11 protein-coding genes are annotated in these 19,552 nt (G+C 37.7%); 8 read left to right on the top strand and 3 right to left on the bottom strand.

All coding sequences use genetic code 11. The features are described from left to right. The first annotated feature begins 90 nt into the window (after positions 1-90). The 7 genes from DBR39_RS11465 (at position 91) to msrA (ending at position 11,132) form a co-directional block, all read left to right on the top strand. Positions 91-2,298, top strand: a complete 2,208-nt coding sequence (locus DBR39_RS11465; protein ID WP_124533157.1) for a TonB-dependent siderophore receptor — start codon at positions 91-93, stop codon at positions 2,296-2,298. Between the two features lie 32 nt (positions 2,299-2,330). After that, positions 2,331-4,490: a TonB-dependent siderophore receptor gene (locus tag DBR39_RS11460; protein ID WP_124533155.1), complete on the top strand. Its 2,160-nt coding sequence runs from the start codon at positions 2,331-2,333 to the stop codon at positions 4,488-4,490. A 41-nt stretch (positions 4,491-4,531) separates the two neighbouring features. Next, positions 4,532-5,731, top strand: a complete 1,200-nt coding sequence (locus tag DBR39_RS11455; protein ID WP_124533153.1) for a PepSY-associated TM helix domain-containing protein — start codon at positions 4,532-4,534, stop codon at positions 5,729-5,731. Next, a complete protein-coding gene (locus DBR39_RS11450; RefSeq protein ID WP_124533151.1) occupies positions 5,731-7,845 on the top strand; it encodes a TonB-dependent receptor in 2,115 nt (704 codons plus the stop codon). Before DBR39_RS11455 ends, DBR39_RS11450 begins: the two co-directional genes overlap by 1 nt. Before the next feature lie 51 nt (positions 7,846-7,896). Then, positions 7,897-9,105, top strand: a complete 1,209-nt coding sequence (locus DBR39_RS11445; RefSeq protein ID WP_103231941.1) for a PepSY-associated TM helix domain-containing protein — start codon at positions 7,897-7,899, stop codon at positions 9,103-9,105. 79 nt (positions 9,106-9,184) lie between these two features. Continuing rightward, the gene (locus DBR39_RS11440) at positions 9,185-10,153 is read left to right on the top strand and encodes an ROK family protein (RefSeq protein WP_103231942.1); all 969 of its coding nucleotides are present in this window, start codon (positions 9,185-9,187) and stop codon (positions 10,151-10,153) included. Positions 10,154-10,577: 424 nt separating this feature from the next. Further along, a complete protein-coding gene (gene msrA / locus DBR39_RS11435) occupies positions 10,578-11,132 on the top strand; it encodes a peptide-methionine (S)-S-oxide reductase MsrA (protein WP_124533149.1) in 555 nt (184 codons plus the stop codon). Between the two features lie 207 nt (positions 11,133-11,339). On the opposite strand, the gene DBR39_RS11430 is transcribed toward msrA, so the two are convergent. Next, on the bottom strand, positions 11,340-13,100 hold the full coding sequence (locus DBR39_RS11430) for a RagB/SusD family nutrient uptake outer membrane protein (protein WP_124533147.1): 1,761 nt from the start codon (positions 13,098-13,100) through the stop codon (positions 11,340-11,342). Positions 13,101-13,118: 18 nt separating this feature from the next. Then, positions 13,119-16,163 (bottom strand): SusC/RagA family TonB-linked outer membrane protein, encoded by a 3,045-nt coding sequence (locus DBR39_RS11425; RefSeq protein WP_124533145.1) that lies wholly within the window; start codon positions 16,161-16,163, stop codon positions 13,119-13,121. A gap of 332 nt (positions 16,164-16,495) precedes the next feature. On the opposite strand from DBR39_RS11425, the gene DBR39_RS11420 reads away from it, so the two are divergent. Then, positions 16,496-17,572, top strand: coding sequence for a phosphatidylinositol-specific phospholipase C1-like protein (locus DBR39_RS11420; RefSeq protein ID WP_124533143.1), 1,077 nt, complete (start codon positions 16,496-16,498; stop codon positions 17,570-17,572). A gap of 119 nt (positions 17,573-17,691) precedes the next feature. Here DBR39_RS11420 and DBR39_RS11415 read toward each other — a convergent pair whose 3' ends face one another. Next, a complete protein-coding gene (locus DBR39_RS11415; protein WP_124533141.1) occupies positions 17,692-19,479 on the bottom strand; it encodes a metallophosphoesterase family protein in 1,788 nt (595 codons plus the stop codon). Positions 19,480-19,552 lie beyond the last annotated feature (73 nt).

Raw genomic sequence — 19,552 nt, 5'->3', positions numbered from 1 at the left:
ACTTAACATATTATAATTTATGATAAATATCAATTTTATTATTTATTTAGAACAGTTAAAAATAATATATTTGCAAAAAATTTGACTTTCATGAAAAATGTACTGATCTGTGCTTCCGCACTGGGAACAATGCTGGTTTCTGCTCAAAAAAAAGATTCATTAACCACCAAAAGCATTGATGAAGTCATTATCAATACATATGTCAAGAAAGATAGTGAATACTCCAATAAGATGCCTTTGAAAGCAATAGAGGATCCTCAAGTATATTCTTCTATTGACAAAGGAGTATTAGAAAATCAATTATTATTTACCGTAGATGACGCTTTCAGAAACGTGGCGGGTGCACAGAAAATGTGGAGCGCTACCAACAGAGCCGGAGATGGAGGGATCTATCTTAACTTAAGAGGTTTTGTAGCCGGAAACTCTATCAGAAATGGTATGGTGGCTCCTATTACTACTTCTATGGATGCAATCAATGTGGAGAGAATTGAAGTGTTAAAAGGACCTTCCGCTACATTATTTGGTAGTAATGTGACGTCTTACGGAGGTGTTATCAACAGAGTTACTAAAAAACCTTTCGAAACTTTGGCAGGTGCTGTTTCTTTGGCAGGTGGAAGTTATAATTACTACAGAGTTCAGGCAGATGTAAATGCTCCTCTTACGAAAGATAAAAAGTTATTATTCAGATTAAATACAGCGTATACTAATCAGGGAACTTTCCAGAGAACAAATGCAAAGAACTCATTCTACGCATTTACTCCTTCCATTACTTATCGTCCTACCGATAATTTAGAGATCAATGCAGAACTTGAAATGTTTGAAACCAATTCAACTCCTGAAACAGCATTCTTTTTCTATGTTCCGAGTGCGCAGCTTGGTGCGGACAGTATGGATAAGCTGGAAAAACTAGGCTATAACTATAAGCAATCTTACACAGGAGAAGGCCTTAAAACTGTTGGTAAAGCAAGAAACTTCTTTGGACAGGTTAACTATAAGATTAATGATCACATCAAATCCTCAACCAATGTAAGTACCTCTTATTCTTATTCAGACGGATTCAACCCTTATTTCTATTTTGCTCCGAAAGGAATGGTAACAGGAATTCCAACTGATACAGAATTGGGAGTTGTAAGAGCTGACCAGTCGACTAAAGACAGTAAAAGAACATATTTCCAGGTTCAGCAGAATTTCAACTTTGATTTCAACATCGGAAGCGTAAGAAACAGAACGGTAGCCGGTTTTGACTATATGAGGTTAAACGACAATCAATACTTTATGTTCACCAATTTTGACTGGGTTCCTTTCACGGGTACAGACTATTCTAATATGAATGGACAGACATTGGGAGCAATGTATGACAATTTGAGAAATCAACCAGATTTTGAAAAAAACAGCACCTATATAAGTTCTGGTAAAAAAGATACTTACAGTGGTTATATCTCCAATGTGATTACTCCGATAACCGGTCTTAACATTCTTACTTCAGTACGATACGAAAGTGTAAATTTTAAAGGAGGACAAACCGGACAAAAACTTACAGATTCATATAGCCAAGGAGCCTGGTCTCCAAAATTTGGTATAGTTTATCAAATACTTCCTGAGAAATTATCCGTATTCGGAAATTACCAGAATAGTTTTTCAGTTAATGGATATTATACGTCAGATAAAACAGGAAATGTAGCACTTTCAACACCCGAAAGAGCTAATCAGTTTGAAGGTGGTATCAAAACGAACCTTATCAAAGGAAGAGTTACTACAACGTTAAGCTACTACAATATCCAGGTAAAAAATACCCTTCTTAATACTGGTGAAATGACAGGAACAGGACAGGCTGTGCAAAACCAGGCAGGTTTATTGAGAAGCCAGGGAGTTGAATTGGAAGCAAACGCTTATCTGATTAAAGGATTCTCTGTAATTGCCGGAGTAAGCTACAACGATATGAAATATACAGAAGCTGATGAAACGGTAATCGGAAGAAGACCTGCTACGGCATCATCTCCATGGTTGGTTAACTTCAATGCAAGCTACCAATTCCTTGACGGAAAATTAAAAGGACTTGGATTCGGAGTTGGAGGAAACTATGCGAGTGATAACAAAATTGTCAACTCAACTTCAATGGGAACTTTCATCCTTCCAAAATACCTGGTATTGAATGCTAACGCATTTTATGATACAAAAAAATTCAGAATCGGTGTGAAAGTAGACAACTTTACCAACGAACATTACTGGAGCGGATATACTACAGCCAATGCTCAGGCGCTAGCTAATGTATTAGGAAGCTTCACTTATAAATTTTAAATTGTTAGAATAATTTATTCCCCTTATAAACAATGAAAAGAATAACAATAGGAGCGGCATTATTAGCATCCACGTTAAGTTTTGCCCAGGAAAAAAAAGACACCATCAAATCCAACGATATTGAAGAAGTAGTTGTTAACGGAAGATATTATCAGAAATACAAACTCAACGAGGTTTCTGGTTCATTGAGAATCCAGACTCCTATTCTTGAGCTTCCCCAGAATGTACAATCTATAAGCTCACAGGTTCTTGCCGATCAGCTTACACTGAACATGTCCGAGGGTATCGTTCGTAATGTGAGTGGTGCAAGAAAAGTAGAACACTGGGATAATGTATATTCCAATGTTTTCATGAGAGGGGCAAGTATTTCCACTTTCATGAACGGAATGAACGTTTCTTCTACATGGGGACCTATTAACCCTGATGCATCCATTATTGACAGAATAGAGTTCGTAAAAGGGCCTGCCGGATTTATGGGTTCTATGGGAGATCCTGCCGGATTTTATAATGTGGTAACCAAAAAACCAACCGGGAAATTTGCCAACAGCGTACGTTTCACTACCGGAAGCTATAACCTTTTCAGAGGTGAAGCAGATCTGGATGGAGTTCTTGTGAAAGACGGAGTTTTAGATTACCGTATCAATTTAATGGGAAGTTCTAACAATTCATGGGTTGAAAATGATAAAACAAGCAAAATTATTGTTGCTCCGTCTATTACTTTCAGACCAACAAAGACCACTACGTTTACTGCACAGTACAACTATCAGTATTTAAAATTCAATCAGCCGGGAGCTTATCTGATGTCTAATGACGGATATGCTTCACTGAATGTACATACCAACTTTAATGATCCTAATTTCAAGAAAACTGAAGTAAAGGATCAGAGCTTATTTTTAAGTTTAGATCAGAAATTATTCAAAGACTGGGTTTGGAGTACACAGTATGCTTATATGGATCTGAATTATGACGGTGGTTCATGGTGGGGAACTTTTGATCCTAACAATAAAAATGTTTTAAACAGAACAGTAAGCAACTGGCAGGCTAAAGGAAAAAATCATATTTTCCAAACCTATGTAAGAGGAAAGCTTAACACCGGAAATATTGTCCATAAAATTATTGCAGGATTTGATTACGGAGATAGAAAGTACAATGCAGACTTTTCATCTTTTGCAGGAGGACCGTTCCCAATTGATATTTATAATGTTCAGTATGGTGTAGATCCTTCCAAGCTTCCTTCTTCTGACTTTTACACTTTAAACTCATCTGCTCCGTTTTATGATGATGAAGGCGTAAAATATACATCCTATTATGCTCAGGATCAGATTGAAATGTTCAACAATAAGCTAAGAATAACATTAGCAGGAAGATATACAAGTGGTACCACGTATGCCGGATATCCATATTATTCACCAGGAAATGTTGTTCCAAGAAACCAGGCAGGAGAATTCACACCGAGAGTAGGATTTAGCTATTCTATCCTAAGCGATTTCTCTGCGTATGGAATCTATGATAAAACTTTTGTTCCGCAATCTGCAGTTGGAATCAATAATACTCAGATTACAGATCCTTTCAGAGGGCAGAATATTGAATTCGGATTGAAGAAAGACTGGTTCGGAGGAAAATGGAACTCTACTTTTGCCGTTTACGAAATCAGAAGACAAAATATTCTTGTTGCCGGAGCTAAAGAGCAAAACGGAGGAAATCCTTTCCAGGTTGCTACAGGTGAACAAAGAGCAAGAGGATTTGAAACTGATATCAAAGGAGAAATCATCAAAGGATTGAACATTGTTATCAACTATGCTTATACAGATGCAAAAACCATCAAAGACACAGATCCTACAAGAATTGGAATTCAGTCTCCGGGAAATGCGAAAAATGTACAAAATACCTGGGTAAGCTACAGGTTTGAGAATGGTCTTATGAAAGGGTTTGGTATTTCAGCTGGTTATCAGTATCAGGGAGGAAGACAATCCTGGTTTGGGGTAGGTGCGACAAAAGATCAAAGCCTTCCGGATTATTTTGATACCAATTTCGGGGTTTCCTATGTTGCCAAAAAATTCGATGTCAACCTAATATTGAATAATGTCCTTAACAAAAAGCTTTACAGTGGATACAGAGGAGATGCCGGCGAATATGCTTGGATCTACAATGCTCCGCGTAACTGGAGATTATCAATAGGATATAAATTTTAAAAAAATCAAAAGTTAGCCCCTCATGGGGTTAACTTTTTGCTATGAGAAAAAAGCATCACCATAAAAAGAAAGCTTCTTCAAAAAAATGGTCCGCAAAACTGCATTTGTGGTTCGGTCTATCTGTTGGTATCATTGTATTTATAGTCTCTCTTTCAGGGACTTTATATGTTTTTAAGGACGAAATACACAATACCTTACGCAAAGAAGCCATTGAACTCAAAAAAGAGGATATCGGGAAAAAGCCCCTTCCTATTACTCTCCTTCGGGAAAAAGTATCGCTGGAGCTTAATGAAAAGTACCCTGTCAGTGCTGTAGAAATCCCTTTGGATAAAACCAAATCCTATCAGTTTGAATACTATGAAAAAAGCAAAAAAGGATGGAATTATTTTCAGCAGGTACGTATTAACAAGCTGGTTTATGTGAATCAGTATACCGGGCAAATCCTTGCTGTTTACAATGAAAAATATGATGTCTTCAGTATTCTGAAATATCTCCACTGGGGACTTTTGCTGAATTCAGAATGGGGACCGTACACCGTAGGAATCCCAACCGTTCTTTTCATCATCATGCTAATTACCGGAATTATCTTATGGTGGCCTAAAAATAAAAATGCCAGAAAAGGACGTTTCTGGTTCAATTGGGAAAATGTAAAAAACTGGAAGCGTAAAAATTATGATCTTCATAATATCCTGGGGTTCTATGCATCGTTTATCGCTTTACTATTATGTATTACAGGGCTTTATTTTGCCTATCCCTACGTAAAAAATACGTTCACATTTGCATTATCCGGCTCCTGGGAGCTTCCAAAGGAAAAAGAAAGAAAATCTCCGGACTCTCTGATGGCGAAGAATGAAGCTGTTTTTGATCTGGCTGCAGCTCAGACAGAAAAATTGTATTCAAAATCATCCAGCTTCAGAATCAATCTAAACGGGAAAAATAAAAAAGGAAAAGAACTGAAAAACCTTCCGGTAACCGTATACGGGCTTGACGGAAGATACAGTGAAAGAAATATCCTGACATTTGACAAATATTCAGGAAAACTACTAGCCAACAAACCTCATCACAAACTCAATACCGCCGAGAAATATTCTAACGCCAATTATGATATCCATACCGGATCTTATTTCGGAATCATTGGAAAAATCATCTGGTTTATCGCGGGTCTCATCTGTACATCACTCCCTGTAACCGGATTTCTGGTCTGGTGGGGAAAAAGAAAGAAAAAAGGAAAAAAAATATAATGAAAAAAGCACTTTTGTCAGCTGCCTGTTTAGGAACTACTACCGTTTTTGCTCAGGTTAAAGATACTTTACAGACCAAGAATGTGGATGAGGTTGTGATGACTGCCTCAAGGAAAAAAGAAAATATAAAAGAGGTACCAAGCTCTATTACCATTGTCGGAGAAAAGCAGATTCAGTCTCAGCTGACTGTTAACTCAGATATTACGAGCATCCTTCAGTATACCGTTCCCAGTTTAGGAACCAACTCCGGACAGACTTCCAACTCTGGACAGACGTTAAGAGGGCGCCAGGTTTTAGTTTTGATTGACGGGATTCCACAGTCTACTCCACTTCGTAACGGAGCAAGAGATTTAAGAACTATTGACCCTTCAGCCATCGAAAGAATCGAAGTGATCAAAGGAGCATCTTCCATCTATGGAAACGGAGCAGACGGAGGGATCATCAATTATATTACAAAAAGAAGCAAAACAGATAAAAAGATTTCTGGGGTTTCTCAGATCGGATTGACGGGACAGCCTTATGGCGGTACTTTAGGAGTAAGAGCAAGCCAGCTTTTAACAGGAAAGATCAAAAAATTTGATTATACCCTTTCATTAGCTTACGAAAGAACAGGATATACAAAAGATGGGGATGGAGTTTTGATAAGCCCTACCTACAGCATTGCCAAGATGGACAACTACAACGGATTGCTGAAATTAGGTTATGATATCAATGAAAATCAAAGGATTGAAGCTTCTTATATTGGTTATTCTTCAAGATCAGACCTGAATGTAGGATTAAAAACAGGAAAATACGGTATCACGCCCACAATTGGAGAAGGAATAGGAAAAGGTCAGGAAACCACGCCTCAGGGAACTCCGAAAAACCACAACATCAGAGTGAGCTATGATAATAAGAACCTGTTTGCAGGAACTTCTTTAAATATTAATCTTTATTATCAAGACTTTAAAACCGTTTACGGATACAGCGATACCTTTTTCAATGGCGGACAGTCTAATGTTATTTCAAAAAAAGCAGGGGCAAGATTAAATTTCGATACCCAGCTTTGGAACTCAGCCAATTCTCAGGGAGAAATCATCTACGGAGCTGATATTCTGAATGATGAAACCGTACAAAAACTGGAAGACGGACGTTTCTGGACTCCTAATATGAATATGACCAACATTGCTCCTTTTGTATTGGCAAAAATTGATCTGTTCAAAAAATTAACCATCAAAGGAGGGTTTCGCTACGAAAATATCAAAGTTAATGTAGATGACTTCAATACCCTTTCTACCCTTAAAAGTGACGGAACTTTCACCAAAAGTATTCCAGTTGCCGGTGGAAAACTGAACTATAATGCTTTGGTAGGAAATATTGGTATTCGTTATAATATTGAGCCTTATATCAATATTTTTGGAAGCTTTTCACAGGCCTACTCTATCAATGAATTAGGAAGAATTTTAAGAACCTCAACTTCTGAAACGATTAAAAACCTGGAAACAAAACCAATTATCGTTAACAATTACGAATTAGGGGCAACAGGACAACTTTCAAGTTGGCTAAATTATGAATTGACTTCTTATGTAAGTACTTCTAAGCTTGGGGCATCATTCGTGCAAAGCCCGGACAGAGCATTGATGATTCAGAGATCTCCCGAAATTGTATACGGAGTGGAAGGATTTTTACACTTTACCCCTACAAAATGGATTCAGTTTGGAGGAAGCTACAGCTGGATGGAAGGGATCACTTCCGTAAAGGATGACGGTGATTATTCCGCAAAAATCAACAACAGCAGAATTTCTGCTCCTAAAGTTCTCGCTTATGTGCAGGCAAAACCTATCCCGGCATTATCAGTTGGTTTAGACATGCTTCACTCTTTCCAGCAGAACAGATTCGAGCCTAATGCTAAAACAGGCCAGTATGGCTATGGTGAAGGATATGTTCCTGAATACACTGTATTTAATTTCAAATCAAGCTATGAAGTCAACAACAACTGGAGATTGTCATTAGGTATTGAAAACCTTTTCAACAAGGTATATCAGCCTGCTATTTCATGGTGGACAGCAAGAGACAGTGACTTCACCAATGCTCTTGGATTGAGAGGAACGTTCATGATTGAATACAAATTTTAATTAAACTAAATAAAAAGTAAAGCATATCTTTGCTTTACTTTTTACTGCGATATGAAGAAAAATCATCATAAAAAAAAGCCGGGATTCTTTAAAAAATGGTCTGCTAAGCTGCACTTATGGTTCGGGTTGGGAATAGGATTTCTGATCTTTATTATCTCTATTACCGGAGCACTGTATGTTTTTAAGGATGAGGTGGAAAATATTACCCGAAAAGATGTTATTTACCATCAGGAACAGAATATAGAGCAGAAACAGGTACTTCCAATCAGGGTAATGGAAAAAGCTGTTGCAGAGCAGGTCAAAGAAAAATACCCTATCCATTGGGTAAACGTTCCTATCGACAAGAAAATGTCTTACATGTTCTTTTGGTACGAACACAATACGGATGCCTGGAATTATTTTGATGAATTTCCTATCTATAAACAAGCCTATGTAAACCCTTACACCGGGAAAGTACTAAGGGTGTATGATGAGAAAAACGGATTCTTCAACATTGTAAAAATGATCCACTGGAGCTACCTGTTGAAGCAGGACTGGGGAACCTATGTAGTGGGAATTCCGGTTATCATCTTTATCATTATGCTGATCTCCGGGATCATTCTATGGTGGCCCAAGAACAAAGCAGCAAGAAAACAGCGTTTTGCCTTCAAATGGAAAAACATTAAAAGCTGGAAACGAAAGAACTATGACCTTCACAATGTACTAGGGTTTTATGCGTCTATATTTGCTTTGATCTTCTCTATTACAGGACTATTCTATGCATTCTTTGTTGTTCAGGCCATGATCTATGTGATATTCTCCGGTGGAGAAACAAAGTATCCTGATTTCTCCCACATTAAAACAAAAGCTCCTATTGAGCTGAGAACGGAAGGAACACTGGATAAAATCATTAATACTGTACAAACAAAATATCCTGATTCCTATGGTTTTGCTATAGATTTAGGCCACCCACACATGGATGACCACGAACATCCCAACTTTGAGGTATACGTGAAACATCTTTCTTATTCTTACCACAAAAGCAGCAGCTTAATCTTTGATGAAAACTCAGGAGAATTGCTTCACACTCACGATCCAAAGGATAAAAACTTTGGCGAGAAAACAGTGAGTGCCAATTATGACATTCACGTTGGAGCCATTCTGGGGCTTCCTACCAAGATCATTGCTTTTATTGTAAGTCTTATCTGTGCCTCTCTTCCGGTTACCGGATTTATGATCTGGTGGGGAAGAAAAAAGAAAAAACCGCTAAAAACTGTTTAACATATTAAATAAAATAGAGTTAATAATCCATTAATACAATCTTTTTTATAATTTTAGCCCCTAGAATTTAATAATAGAAATGTCATTAATAGATTTATCAAAACAAGTTGCCCTTGGAGTTGACATCGGCGGAACCAATACCAAATTCGGAATCGTAAACCACCGTGGAGAAGTTCTGGATAAAGGAAATCTCAGAACTGATGCTTATGATAAAGTAGAAGATTTCATCGATGCTTTATATGAAAGTGTTCGTCCAATGATGGAAAAGTATGGTACTGAAGCACACTTTGACGGAATCGGAGTAGGAGCTCCCAATGCGAACTACTATAAAGGAACGATAGAACTGGCTCCCAACCTGCCCTGGAAAGGAGTGATTCCATTTGCTGAGCTGATGACGGCAAAATTCAATCTGCCTTGTACCGTGACCAATGATGCAAATGCTGCAGCGCTGGGAGAAATGCTTTTCGGAGCAGCACGAGGGATGAAAGATTTTATCATGATTACTTTGGGAACAGGAGTAGGCAGCGGAATTATCGCGAACGGAAGCCTGATCTATGGACATGACGGGTTTGCCGGAGAACTGGGACACACGATTGTAAAACCAGGCGGTAGAAAACACTGGAGCACAGGTTCTGAAGGAAGTCTGGAAGCCTATGCCTCTGCAACCGGCATTACCATTACAGCCAAGAAAATGAGAGCCGAATTCCCGGAATCTATGCTGAACCAATATCCTGAAGACGAAATCAATTCTAAAACAGTATATGAATGTGCTATGAAAGAAGACCCAATTGCGATTGAAGTTTTCAGATACACAGGTCAGAAACTGGGAGAAGCAATAGCCAATTTTGTGATGTTCTCTTCCCCGCAAGCCATTCTTTTATTTGGCGGCGTGATCAAAGCAGGAGATTTTATTTTAAAGCCGGCTAAACTGCATATGGAAAGAAACCTTCTTCCTATCTTCAGAAATAAAGTACAACTGGTTTTCAGTGAACTTGACGAAGCAGATGCTGCCATTCTTGGAGCAAGTGCTTTGGTTTGGGAAAAATAACTGAATACATTCTGAATAATATAGAGCATCCTTTTTAGGGTGCTTTTTTTGCCCACAGATTGCACAGATTTTCACAGATAATCAGGTTACATTATTCTTGTGTTTATTTGTGAAAACATTCGTGTTATTTGTGTTTAAAATTAAAATAGAAGAATATAATTCAGCTTAATTGAGATGCTTCGACTCCGCTCAGCATGACACAACTCATACTAACTGTTTTAAAACACTTCGGAAATTCCTCTATTCATTGATAAAACGGTTCATAATCGTGTTTAAAATCATTTGCAGCATCTATCATTGTAATTTGAGTTTAAGGAGCTAAAATCATGTTCAAATGAAAAAGTTTTTCCTATTTTTGATTGTGTTTTTTCTCAATCATACAGAATGAAAAAAGAATTTTATAAATAAAATAATCAACCTTAGAATGGACAACAATAATTTAGAGCAAATTACTTTTGGCGGTGGATGCTTCTGGTGTGTGGAAAGCTGCTTTAACCTGCTGAAAGGAGTACAATCTGCAATCTCCGGATATTCGGGAGGGCATAAAGATAATCCTACGTATCAGGAAGTCTGCACAGGCGAAACGGGACATGCCGAAGTAGTACAGATCACTTATGACCCTGCTATTATTTCTTATGAACAATTAATGGATGTATTTTTCTTCCTTCACGATCCTACTCAGTTAAACAGACAGGGGAATGACATTGGAACTCAGTACCGTTCTGTTATTTACTATAAAGATGATGCTGAAAAGGCAAAAGCTGAAGAAGCGATCAAACTTTCTCAGGAATCAGGAAGATGGAGCGGAACTTATGTAACGGAATTAACACCATTCGACAAATTCTGGCCAGCAGAACAGTATCATCAAGGGTATTACAATGACAACCCTACTCAGCCTTACTGCAGCGCTGTTGTGGGACCAAAAATCCACAAGTTTAAAAAATACTATGGAGAATTGGGAATGCTGAACGCAGAATAAGATTCAACTATTTTTTAAGTTTCGGCTAAAGCCGGATTGATTTATACATCTATAAAATGGACTAAAGTCCGTTCCTATTGACATTTACTATCATTTTATGGGAATTGATGCCGGATACAGAAAAATCAATATAAAATAACAGAAGCGAAGAGGTTTTTCTCTTCGCTTCTTGTTTACACAAAAAATAATTGTTTGATATGAAGAAGACTAATATCCTGGGTTTTGTTTAAAATCTTTTGAGGCATCAATGGTAGCCTGAGGAATAGGAAAAATTCTTCTGAAAGACTGAGTCGCAGGCTTCGCTGTTCCCGGCAAATCAAATTTCTCGAATCTGATCATCGCCTTTCTTCTGTACATTTCCCAATACAATTCATACCCTGATTCTTTAAAAAGAGTGTTCGCATCCAAAGCAGCGATGGCAACTCCTGGAGCATTACTCTTTAAAGCATCATTGGTTCTGCTTGTTCTCAACTTATTGACATCTGCCAAAGCTGCTGATACGTTTCCATTTCTGAAGAAAGCTTCCGCTCTCATCATATAGATGGTTCCTAATCGGTATAATGGGACATCCATTCCGCTTGTTCCGTTGTTTCCGTAACCAGGGTCGAATTCAAACTTGAAGTTTCTTACCCCTCTGTTGATCTGCGCCTGTGTAAATACAGCTTCTGAAGGATTGTCAAAGCTAAGTTCCGGAGTAAAATCTGCGGCAAGTGTAGTATTCTTTTCTGTGAATAATTTATATACTTTGATTCTTCCGTCTGGGGTCAGATCAAAGTTTCCGTTCGGAAGAATTTTCGGTCCGTATTGCTGGCCCACCTGTAATCCTCTGTTGAAATGGAACCACGGTTTCCCTGTTCCTTCCACTTTACTTGTTGAGGGTACACTTACATCGGTTCCGTCATTTCTGAACCAGGTTCCGTCTTCATATTGATAAGTTCTCTGGAAACGAGGGTCATCGTGATTCCCGTTCCATGAATAATAGAATTCCGGAGTGATACAAGATGCATTGGTTCCTCTGTTATCCGGTGAAGGTTTCTGAATCCTTTCCATAGACATATACGCCAGGTCATTATCTGCATTTCTGTTTGAATTCTTCTTCTGAACAATCGTAAAGATCATTTCCTTACTCGTATCATTATTGATATCAAAATTGTGGAAGTAATTCGATTCTAAGCTAAAAAGCCCGCCATTAATCAGCATATCGGAATACTTGATTACCTTATCCATATCATTCCCTCCTCCACTTACGGCCTGTTCCTTAAAGTCGAAATTACCTCCCGTCTTGTTCTTTAATACAGCTCTGTTCAGATACATATCTGCCAGTAATGCATACGCAGCCTGCTTTGTAAATCTTCCTGCGTGGGTATTCTGGGTTTTAATATCAGCCAGATTTGGAATAAGACCTTCTACTTCAGTGATTAAGCCGTCAATTGTAGTATCTGCTTTTCGGATCTGGATAGGTGCATTTAAGTTATCCGGATCTCTGTAAGGAGCCTGCCCGTATAAATCGATAGTTGTGTACGTGTAAAAAGCCAACAGTCCTTTTGCTTCTGCCAAAAATAAAGCCTTATTATTACCGTTACTTTTGTTGATACTTCCTATAGCAAACAGAGATTTTGTAATCCCTGAGTTCAGCTGGTTCCATGTGTTTTTTACAACGTCATTATTAGCATCCCAGGTGAATTCATGCATGGCTCTCCATTTACCACCGTCTCCCCAGTCACTTCCTCTTGTCGGTAAAATGGCTTCATCAGTAGAATATTCCTGCAAAGCAAATACACTTCCATGGTCTACAAAAGTTCCGTCACCAAGCTGTCCATAAGCAGCAGCAAGAGAAGCTTCAGGGTCTGCGTTTTCAGTTCCCATTACCTCATCAATTACTTTTTCATCCAGATTTGTACATCCAATTAAAGACATTACTGCGATGGACAAAACGACTTTATTAATATTTAAAAATTTAGATTTCATGATTTCTTTTAACTTAAATTAAAATTTGATAGTAGCTCCCAAAATGAAAGTTTTTGCAGACGGATACGTCGTGTAATCAATTCCCAGTGATTGGTTCCCCTGCACTTGCTTGTTCGTGTCAACCAATGGATCATACCCCGAGTAGCTGGTAATGGTAAATAGATTCTGTGCACTTACATACAGATTGATACTCTTCAAAAATTTCAATTGATTCATGTCAAAAGTATATCCCAATCTTACATTGCTTAAACGAATAAAGTCTGATTTCTCAAGATATAAAGAAGAAAGCTGCGGCTGATTGGCAAAGCTTGCTCCTGAATCATAATATTTCTTCAAAACGTTTCTGTCTGAAGCTAAATTGTTGATATTTAAATCCAAAGCTGTATTATTCACCAGATATCCTCCCGTTTGTCCAATCAAAGAGAATGCAAAATCAAACTTCTTGTATTTCATATAAGAGTTGATCCCGAAAGTGAAATTAGGAATTGCACCTTCAAAAATCTTCCTGTCATTCGCATCAATCTTTCCGTCTCCGTTCAGATCTTCATAAATATATTTTCCGTTGGCATCAATTCCCAAGTAATTATACATGTAGAAAGATCCTGCCTCATACCCATTTCTGTAGATATTTGCAGTAACTCCTGAAAGTCCGGGTCCTGAAACCTCACCAGAATTAATGCCTGAAACCGGAAGATCTTTTACGATATTATTTACTGTAGCTCCATTGATATCAAGATTCCATGTGAAATTTTCGTTTTTAATAATTTCTGAGCCTAAAGAGAATTCAAAACCTTTATTCACAATTTTCCCATCAGCATTCAGCCAAACAAAATCGGTAGGACTTAACGGAGTGGAAGGAATATATAATATTGGATTTTTAGTTGTTTTGTTGTAGTATTCCAGTGAACCATATAATTTGTTTCTAAATAAGCTGAAATCCAACCCAATATTGGTTTGTGCTACAATTTCCCATTTCAGATTAGGATTGGGTGTTCTCACCACCTGAACTCCATTGATGAGGTTTAAGTTATCGTATAAATAATATCCTGCATTTTGTGATAATAGATAACTTGCTTTTGTAATTTTATTGAGAACTTCCTGGTTTCCGGTTTCTCCCCAGCTTCCTCTTAGTTTCAATTCGTTAATAAATGAAACTCCCTTCAGGAAATTTTCATTTGAAATTGTCCAGCCTACAGCCACTGATGGGAAATATCCATATTTATTGTTATCCCCAAAACGTGTAGAACCATCCGCTCTTAAGGAAGCTGTTAAGAAATATTTTTTATTAAAATTATAATTTACTCTTCCGAAATAAGACTGCAATTCATTTTCCTGAGAGGTTCCTGGCTGTGGAATAAACACATCTCCGGAATATCCGGGATTAATTTCTGGTGAGATCCCCACTCCCTGATTCACAAAGTTTCTTACTCCAAGATAAGTAGCCGTGGCTTTAAATTTCTGATAAGAGAAACCTCCCAATATGCTGAAGTTATGTCTGTTTAAGCTAAGATCATACGTTAAATAATGCTCCAAAAGAATATTATAAGAATCCAGGTTGGCCTGAGAATAAATTCCTTTCGGGCTTCTGTCTGTAATGTTAGGGAACATGGTTGTATTTCTTTCTGATAAGCTTCTGTCAACTCCTAAATTAAATTTATAATTCAATCCCGGTAAAATTCTCAACGTTGCTTCCGTATTCCCCAACACTCTGAAAGTATTCGTTTTATCTTCGTAAACGCTCAATAAATATAATGGGTTGTAGTGGGCGTTCATATTGAAATTCGTATAATTTCCGTTTTGATCATATACGGAACGTGTAGGATTCGCCATCAAAGCATGGATAATCAGCTGGCCATCAGATCCCGCATTTCCTCCGTTTGGAATTCCTGTTTCTCTGATATCACTTGCGGTAAGGTTGAGCTTCACCTTTAGTCTTTTGTTATCAAAGAAAGACTCTTCTGCATTCAGTCGCGCAGTTGTTCTTTTAAAGCTGCTGTTCAGCACAATACCATCCTGGTCCATGTGAGAAAGGGATGCAAAATAATTCCCTGTATCTGTCGCTTTTGAGAAGGAAACCGAATGATTGGATGACACTGCATTTCTGTAGATTTCGTCTTGCCAATCTGTATTTCCGCCATGGTCATAAGATTTATCAATACCTGCAGCTCTGTACTCGTCCGCAGTCATTAAATCTAATTTTTTTATCACTGAAGAAAAACCTAAATACGTATCATACGTAAACATAGGCTCTCCCTTCTTTCCTCTTTTTGTGGTTACCAAAACTACCCCGTTTGAACCTCTCGCTCCATAGATTGCAGCCGCAGAAGCGTCTTTCAAAACCGTGATGGATTCGATATCACTTGTATTCAAAAAGTTTAACGGGTTCTTTGCGGTTGTATTTCCCAGTCCTACATTCGGACTTTGTGCACTCACCGGATCATTATTTAAAGGAATACCATCTACAACGAATAATGGGGTACTTCCGCTTCTGATGGAGCCAATACCTCTGATCGAAACATTCACTCCTGCTCCCGGTTCTCCACTCGACTGAACGATACGGACTCCCGCGATTTTCCCCTGCATCAGATTGTCGACAGAAATATTCATTCCTTCTTTGAAGTTCTCAGCCTTCAGCTGGCTTACCGCTCCCGTTAAGTCTGATTTTTTCTGAGAACCATATCCTACTAAAGTGACCTCTTCAATGGAAGTAGCCTCTTTTTTAGACTGTAATTTTACAGCAATCGAAGTACTTGAAATCTTCATCGTCTGAATCCCATATCCTTCATAAGAAATGGATAGGGTCTGCCCGATGTTCGCGGAAATTGTAAAGTTCCCGGACGCATCGGTAGTAGCGGTTTCTCCGGTTTCTATGACGGTAACTTTCGCTCCTTCTATTGCAGAGCCAGTCTGATCCGTTACATTCCCGGAAATCGTTTCATTTACCTGTGAAAATACAGGATAGTTGGAGGTAAATCCTTTAGCATCAGCTTGGTTGGCCACCAAAAAAATTAATGCAATCGGAATTAGCTTTTTAAGCTTAAAAAAATTAATTTTGTGGTACATATCAATAAGTAAAGTAATTGCAAGACGTTACATTGCTTATTAAAAATCCGCTGTTGTTCCCGCAACAGTGGTTTTCTTTTCAGGCAACGGTTAGTTTTTATTTCGGCATACAAAGTAAAAGCATCTACCACAATTCTATTTTAACATAATATTATCTTAAAGTCAACAAAATATAAATATCTCATTTTGAGATATTATAAATTGACTAATTTTCAGGTATTTATAGGCAGATATTTTTTCAGCAATTACAATTTTTTAAAGAAGACTTAACATAATATATAAATCATTCATCGGGAAGAGTCATTAATTTCGCAGTGACAAAATTCATCGAAATGAAAAAGGCTGTTTTCTTAGGCATCTATTTATTTTCCATCCATTTTCTTTGGTCACAGACGAAAAATATAAGTGAATCAAAAATCAATGAAATTCAGGTAATTGGTTCTCACAATTCTTACAAAAAGGCTATTCTTCCTGAAGTGTACGCCTATTTATCCCAGAAAGACAGTCTCAAAGCGTTGCCGAGAATTCAATATGAACACATTCCTATTCCCCAGCAATTGGACCTTGGATTAAGAAATCTGGAAATTGATGTATATGCTGACAGTAAAGGCGGAAAATATGCCCATCCGAAAATTCTGGATCTGGTAAAAACAACCGAGTCTTTTGATCCGGATGGTAAAATGAAGAAACCGGGTTACAAAATAATTCATATTACAGATATTGATTTTCAGACGTGGTATTATACTTTGGAAGACTGCCTGAAAGACCTGAAAAAATGGTCTGACCTGCATCCTGACCACGATCCTGTTTTTATAACCCTTGAACCGAAAGACGGAAAAGCCAACCAGTTTGGAACAGAACCCGAGCATTATACTTCAAAACTTTTTGATGATCTTGATCATGAACTGAAAAAATATCTTGGGAGGGACAAAATCATCGCTCCGGATGATATCCGCGGTTCTTATACCACCTTAAATGAAGCTGCTATAAAGAAAAACTGGCCAAAAGTGAAAGAGGTAAAAGGCAAATTCCTTTTTGTACTGGATAATAACAGTGAGAACAGGGATTTGTACATCAAAGACCATCCTTCATTAAAAGGGAGAATGATTTTTACTAATTCTAATCCGGGAACACCTGAAGCTGCTGTTTTACTGATGAATGAGCCAAAGAAAGATGATGCGGTCATAAAAGACCTGGTAAAAAAAGGCTATATCATCCGTACAAGGGCAGATGCAGACACCATGGAAGCACGCAGTGAAGATTATTCAAGGTTTGAAAAGGCCAAGCAAAGCGGTGCACAGATTATTACAACCGATTATTATCACCCAAGCCAATTATTCAAATCCAGTTATAAGGTAAGTTTTGAGAACAATACCTATGAAAGAAAGAATCCTGTAACGGGAAAATAATATATTCATGATTAAATATTGAAAAGAAATGACCGTCAGATTACTGATGGTCTTTCTTTTTTACCACAATTGCCCTTATATTTTTCATAAATGGAAAAACCTGTGATACACTGAAAACATTACAGTCTTCTTATTTTCTGGTTTTTTAAATCTATTTCAAAATGATCTGCCGGATCTCCGTTGGAAAGCAGTGAAAGTATTTTAAAAACTGATTTTAGCCGGATGATCAATGGATCCTGCGACTGATTCTCCTGATATAATTGCTCCAATAGCTGATACTGCTCCAGTCTTTCTTTGGGAATATCTTTCTTTGCCAATTCATCAGCAGACTGAAACTTGTACAGATCCAATAACACATCCTCAAAAGACCACTTTTTAAAGGTTTCTGATACAATCTTCTTCTCCTTCAGCTGATTTTTATTTTGAATAAGTAACAGAAGGTCTTCTCCATTCATATTCTTAGTTTTTTCAATAAAATCTTTCGGCCAATCATCCGGAATCATTCTCAGGCGAACCAATTCTTTTAAATGAAAGAGCATGAAATCGTGATAGGATTTCGTTTTCAGAATATCTTTATTCCAACGTATTTTACCTGTATCTTTTTGCAACGCTTTATATTCTTTTTCATACAAAGGAAATAATTCATCAAAGCGCGGAACCTCATTCAAAACTTCGGTCTGCACTTCCATGATGTCCGGAGATTGTATGGTCAGAATTTTATAGCTCGGCAAATAAGCCGCCAGTGACGGAACCTGAACATTGATCAATACATGATCTCCTACCCTCCTAATTCCTGTATCATTAATGTGCATATGACCCGCAAAGTGAATCCGCAATCCTGCTTCTGCAAATACTTTTGCCACTTCTTCCTGAGGAACCCGCTCCAGCTGCCATTTTTTTTCCCCTAATGCGTTTTTAATTTCCTGAGTGGCTCCATCATTAAAATCAATCATGGGATAATGGGTAAAGGCAATCAGGGTTTTATTATTTTTCTTCGCCTCATCAGCCAGCTTTTTTACCCATTGTATTACATGTTTTTTGTTAGTGAGTACGTTATTATAACCAATACTTGCTCCTTTGTAGTTGGACGTGTTTTTGGGGGTTTCATTGAGGTTTTTCGGGATATAGGTGTTTCCATCGATGGCAATCATCCATACATCTTTCACGGGTTCAACAACATAACTTAAATCCGGAACAGAAAACCCTTTTTCAACTTCATACATTCTTTGGGAATAGTCTGCCGACTGCAAGGCTTTTTCGTAAGAATAATTCTTAAACGAATCATGATCAAAAGGTGTACTCCAAAACAGATCTTCTTTTTTTGGATAGAAGCCAAAATCTTTTAATTCATTCAGAATTTCAAGGTATCCGGATTCTGCAATATCTTTTGTGATCACTTTATCTTTTGATTTTCCGATATTTTCTTTGCTGTAAATACCCAGTGGATTTCCATCCTGCCCAAGAAAATCATCTTTTCCGCAGTCATTTCTGAAAGGTCCTACCGGATCGTGATTTCCTGTCGTCAAATAAAAATTAATTCCATATTTCCTGTGGTATTGTTTCAAAATGGTATGAAGCCCACGAAGGTTATAAGCCTGTCCATCATCCGAAAAATCACCGGGCATGGCCACAATTTTGATCCCTTTTGCCGCAATATCATCCAAGGCTTTAAGAAAAGCAAAATAATTTTCATTGAAAATTCTTGTAGAGTGCAATTGGGAATCCATCGTTCTCAGAATCGTGGATTTTCCTGTTTTAGGATTCAGAATTCCTTTAAAATTATGATCCGAAAAACTTCCATACAAGTCCTGAAAGTGCACATCGGAAAGAAAAGCGATCTGCACAGGTTTTTGCGCCTGAAAAAGGGCAAATACAAAAAATAATAGGGTGAATATTCCTCTGTTCATCTTAAAATAAGACGAAATTAAGGGAATCGCTATGGATTTGTTTTAATTGAATTTTAAATAATTGTGAAGGAAG

The organism is Chryseobacterium sp. KBW03 (assembly GCF_003852415.1).
Taxonomy (GTDB): domain Bacteria; phylum Bacteroidota; class Bacteroidia; order Flavobacteriales; family Weeksellaceae; genus Chryseobacterium; species Chryseobacterium viscerum.
The sequence above is the reverse complement of the archived record's forward strand: the minus strand, read 5'-3'. Positions and strand labels throughout refer to the sequence as shown.

What these genes read in the sequence shown, in the direction of transcription:
- DBR39_RS11445 (WP_103231941.1), top strand. Translation starts at nt 7,897, where the DNA reads ATGAAGAAAAATCATCATAAAAAAAAGCCGGGATTCTTTAAAAAATGG.
- DBR39_RS11420 (WP_124533143.1), top strand. Translation starts at nt 16,496, where the DNA reads ATGAAAAAGGCTGTTTTCTTAGGCATCTATTTATTTTCCATCCATTTT.
- msrA (WP_124533149.1), top strand. Translation starts at nt 10,578, where the DNA reads ATGGACAACAATAATTTAGAGCAAATTACTTTTGGCGGTGGATGCTTC.
- DBR39_RS11455 (WP_124533153.1), top strand. Translation starts at nt 4,532, where the DNA reads ATGAGAAAAAAGCATCACCATAAAAAGAAAGCTTCTTCAAAAAAATGG.
- DBR39_RS11425 (WP_124533145.1), bottom strand. Translation starts at nt 16,163, where the DNA reads ATGTACCACAAAATTAATTTTTTTAAGCTTAAAAAGCTAATTCCGATT.
- DBR39_RS11415 (WP_124533141.1), bottom strand. Translation starts at nt 19,479, where the DNA reads ATGAACAGAGGAATATTCACCCTATTATTTTTTGTATTTGCCCTTTTT.
- DBR39_RS11465 (WP_124533157.1), top strand. Translation starts at nt 91, where the DNA reads ATGAAAAATGTACTGATCTGTGCTTCCGCACTGGGAACAATGCTGGTT.
- DBR39_RS11460 (WP_124533155.1), top strand. Translation starts at nt 2,331, where the DNA reads ATGAAAAGAATAACAATAGGAGCGGCATTATTAGCATCCACGTTAAGT.
- DBR39_RS11450 (WP_124533151.1), top strand. Translation starts at nt 5,731, where the DNA reads ATGAAAAAAGCACTTTTGTCAGCTGCCTGTTTAGGAACTACTACCGTT.
- DBR39_RS11430 (WP_124533147.1), bottom strand. Translation starts at nt 13,100, where the DNA reads ATGAAATCTAAATTTTTAAATATTAATAAAGTCGTTTTGTCCATCGCA.
- DBR39_RS11440 (WP_103231942.1), top strand. Translation starts at nt 9,185, where the DNA reads ATGTCATTAATAGATTTATCAAAACAAGTTGCCCTTGGAGTTGACATC.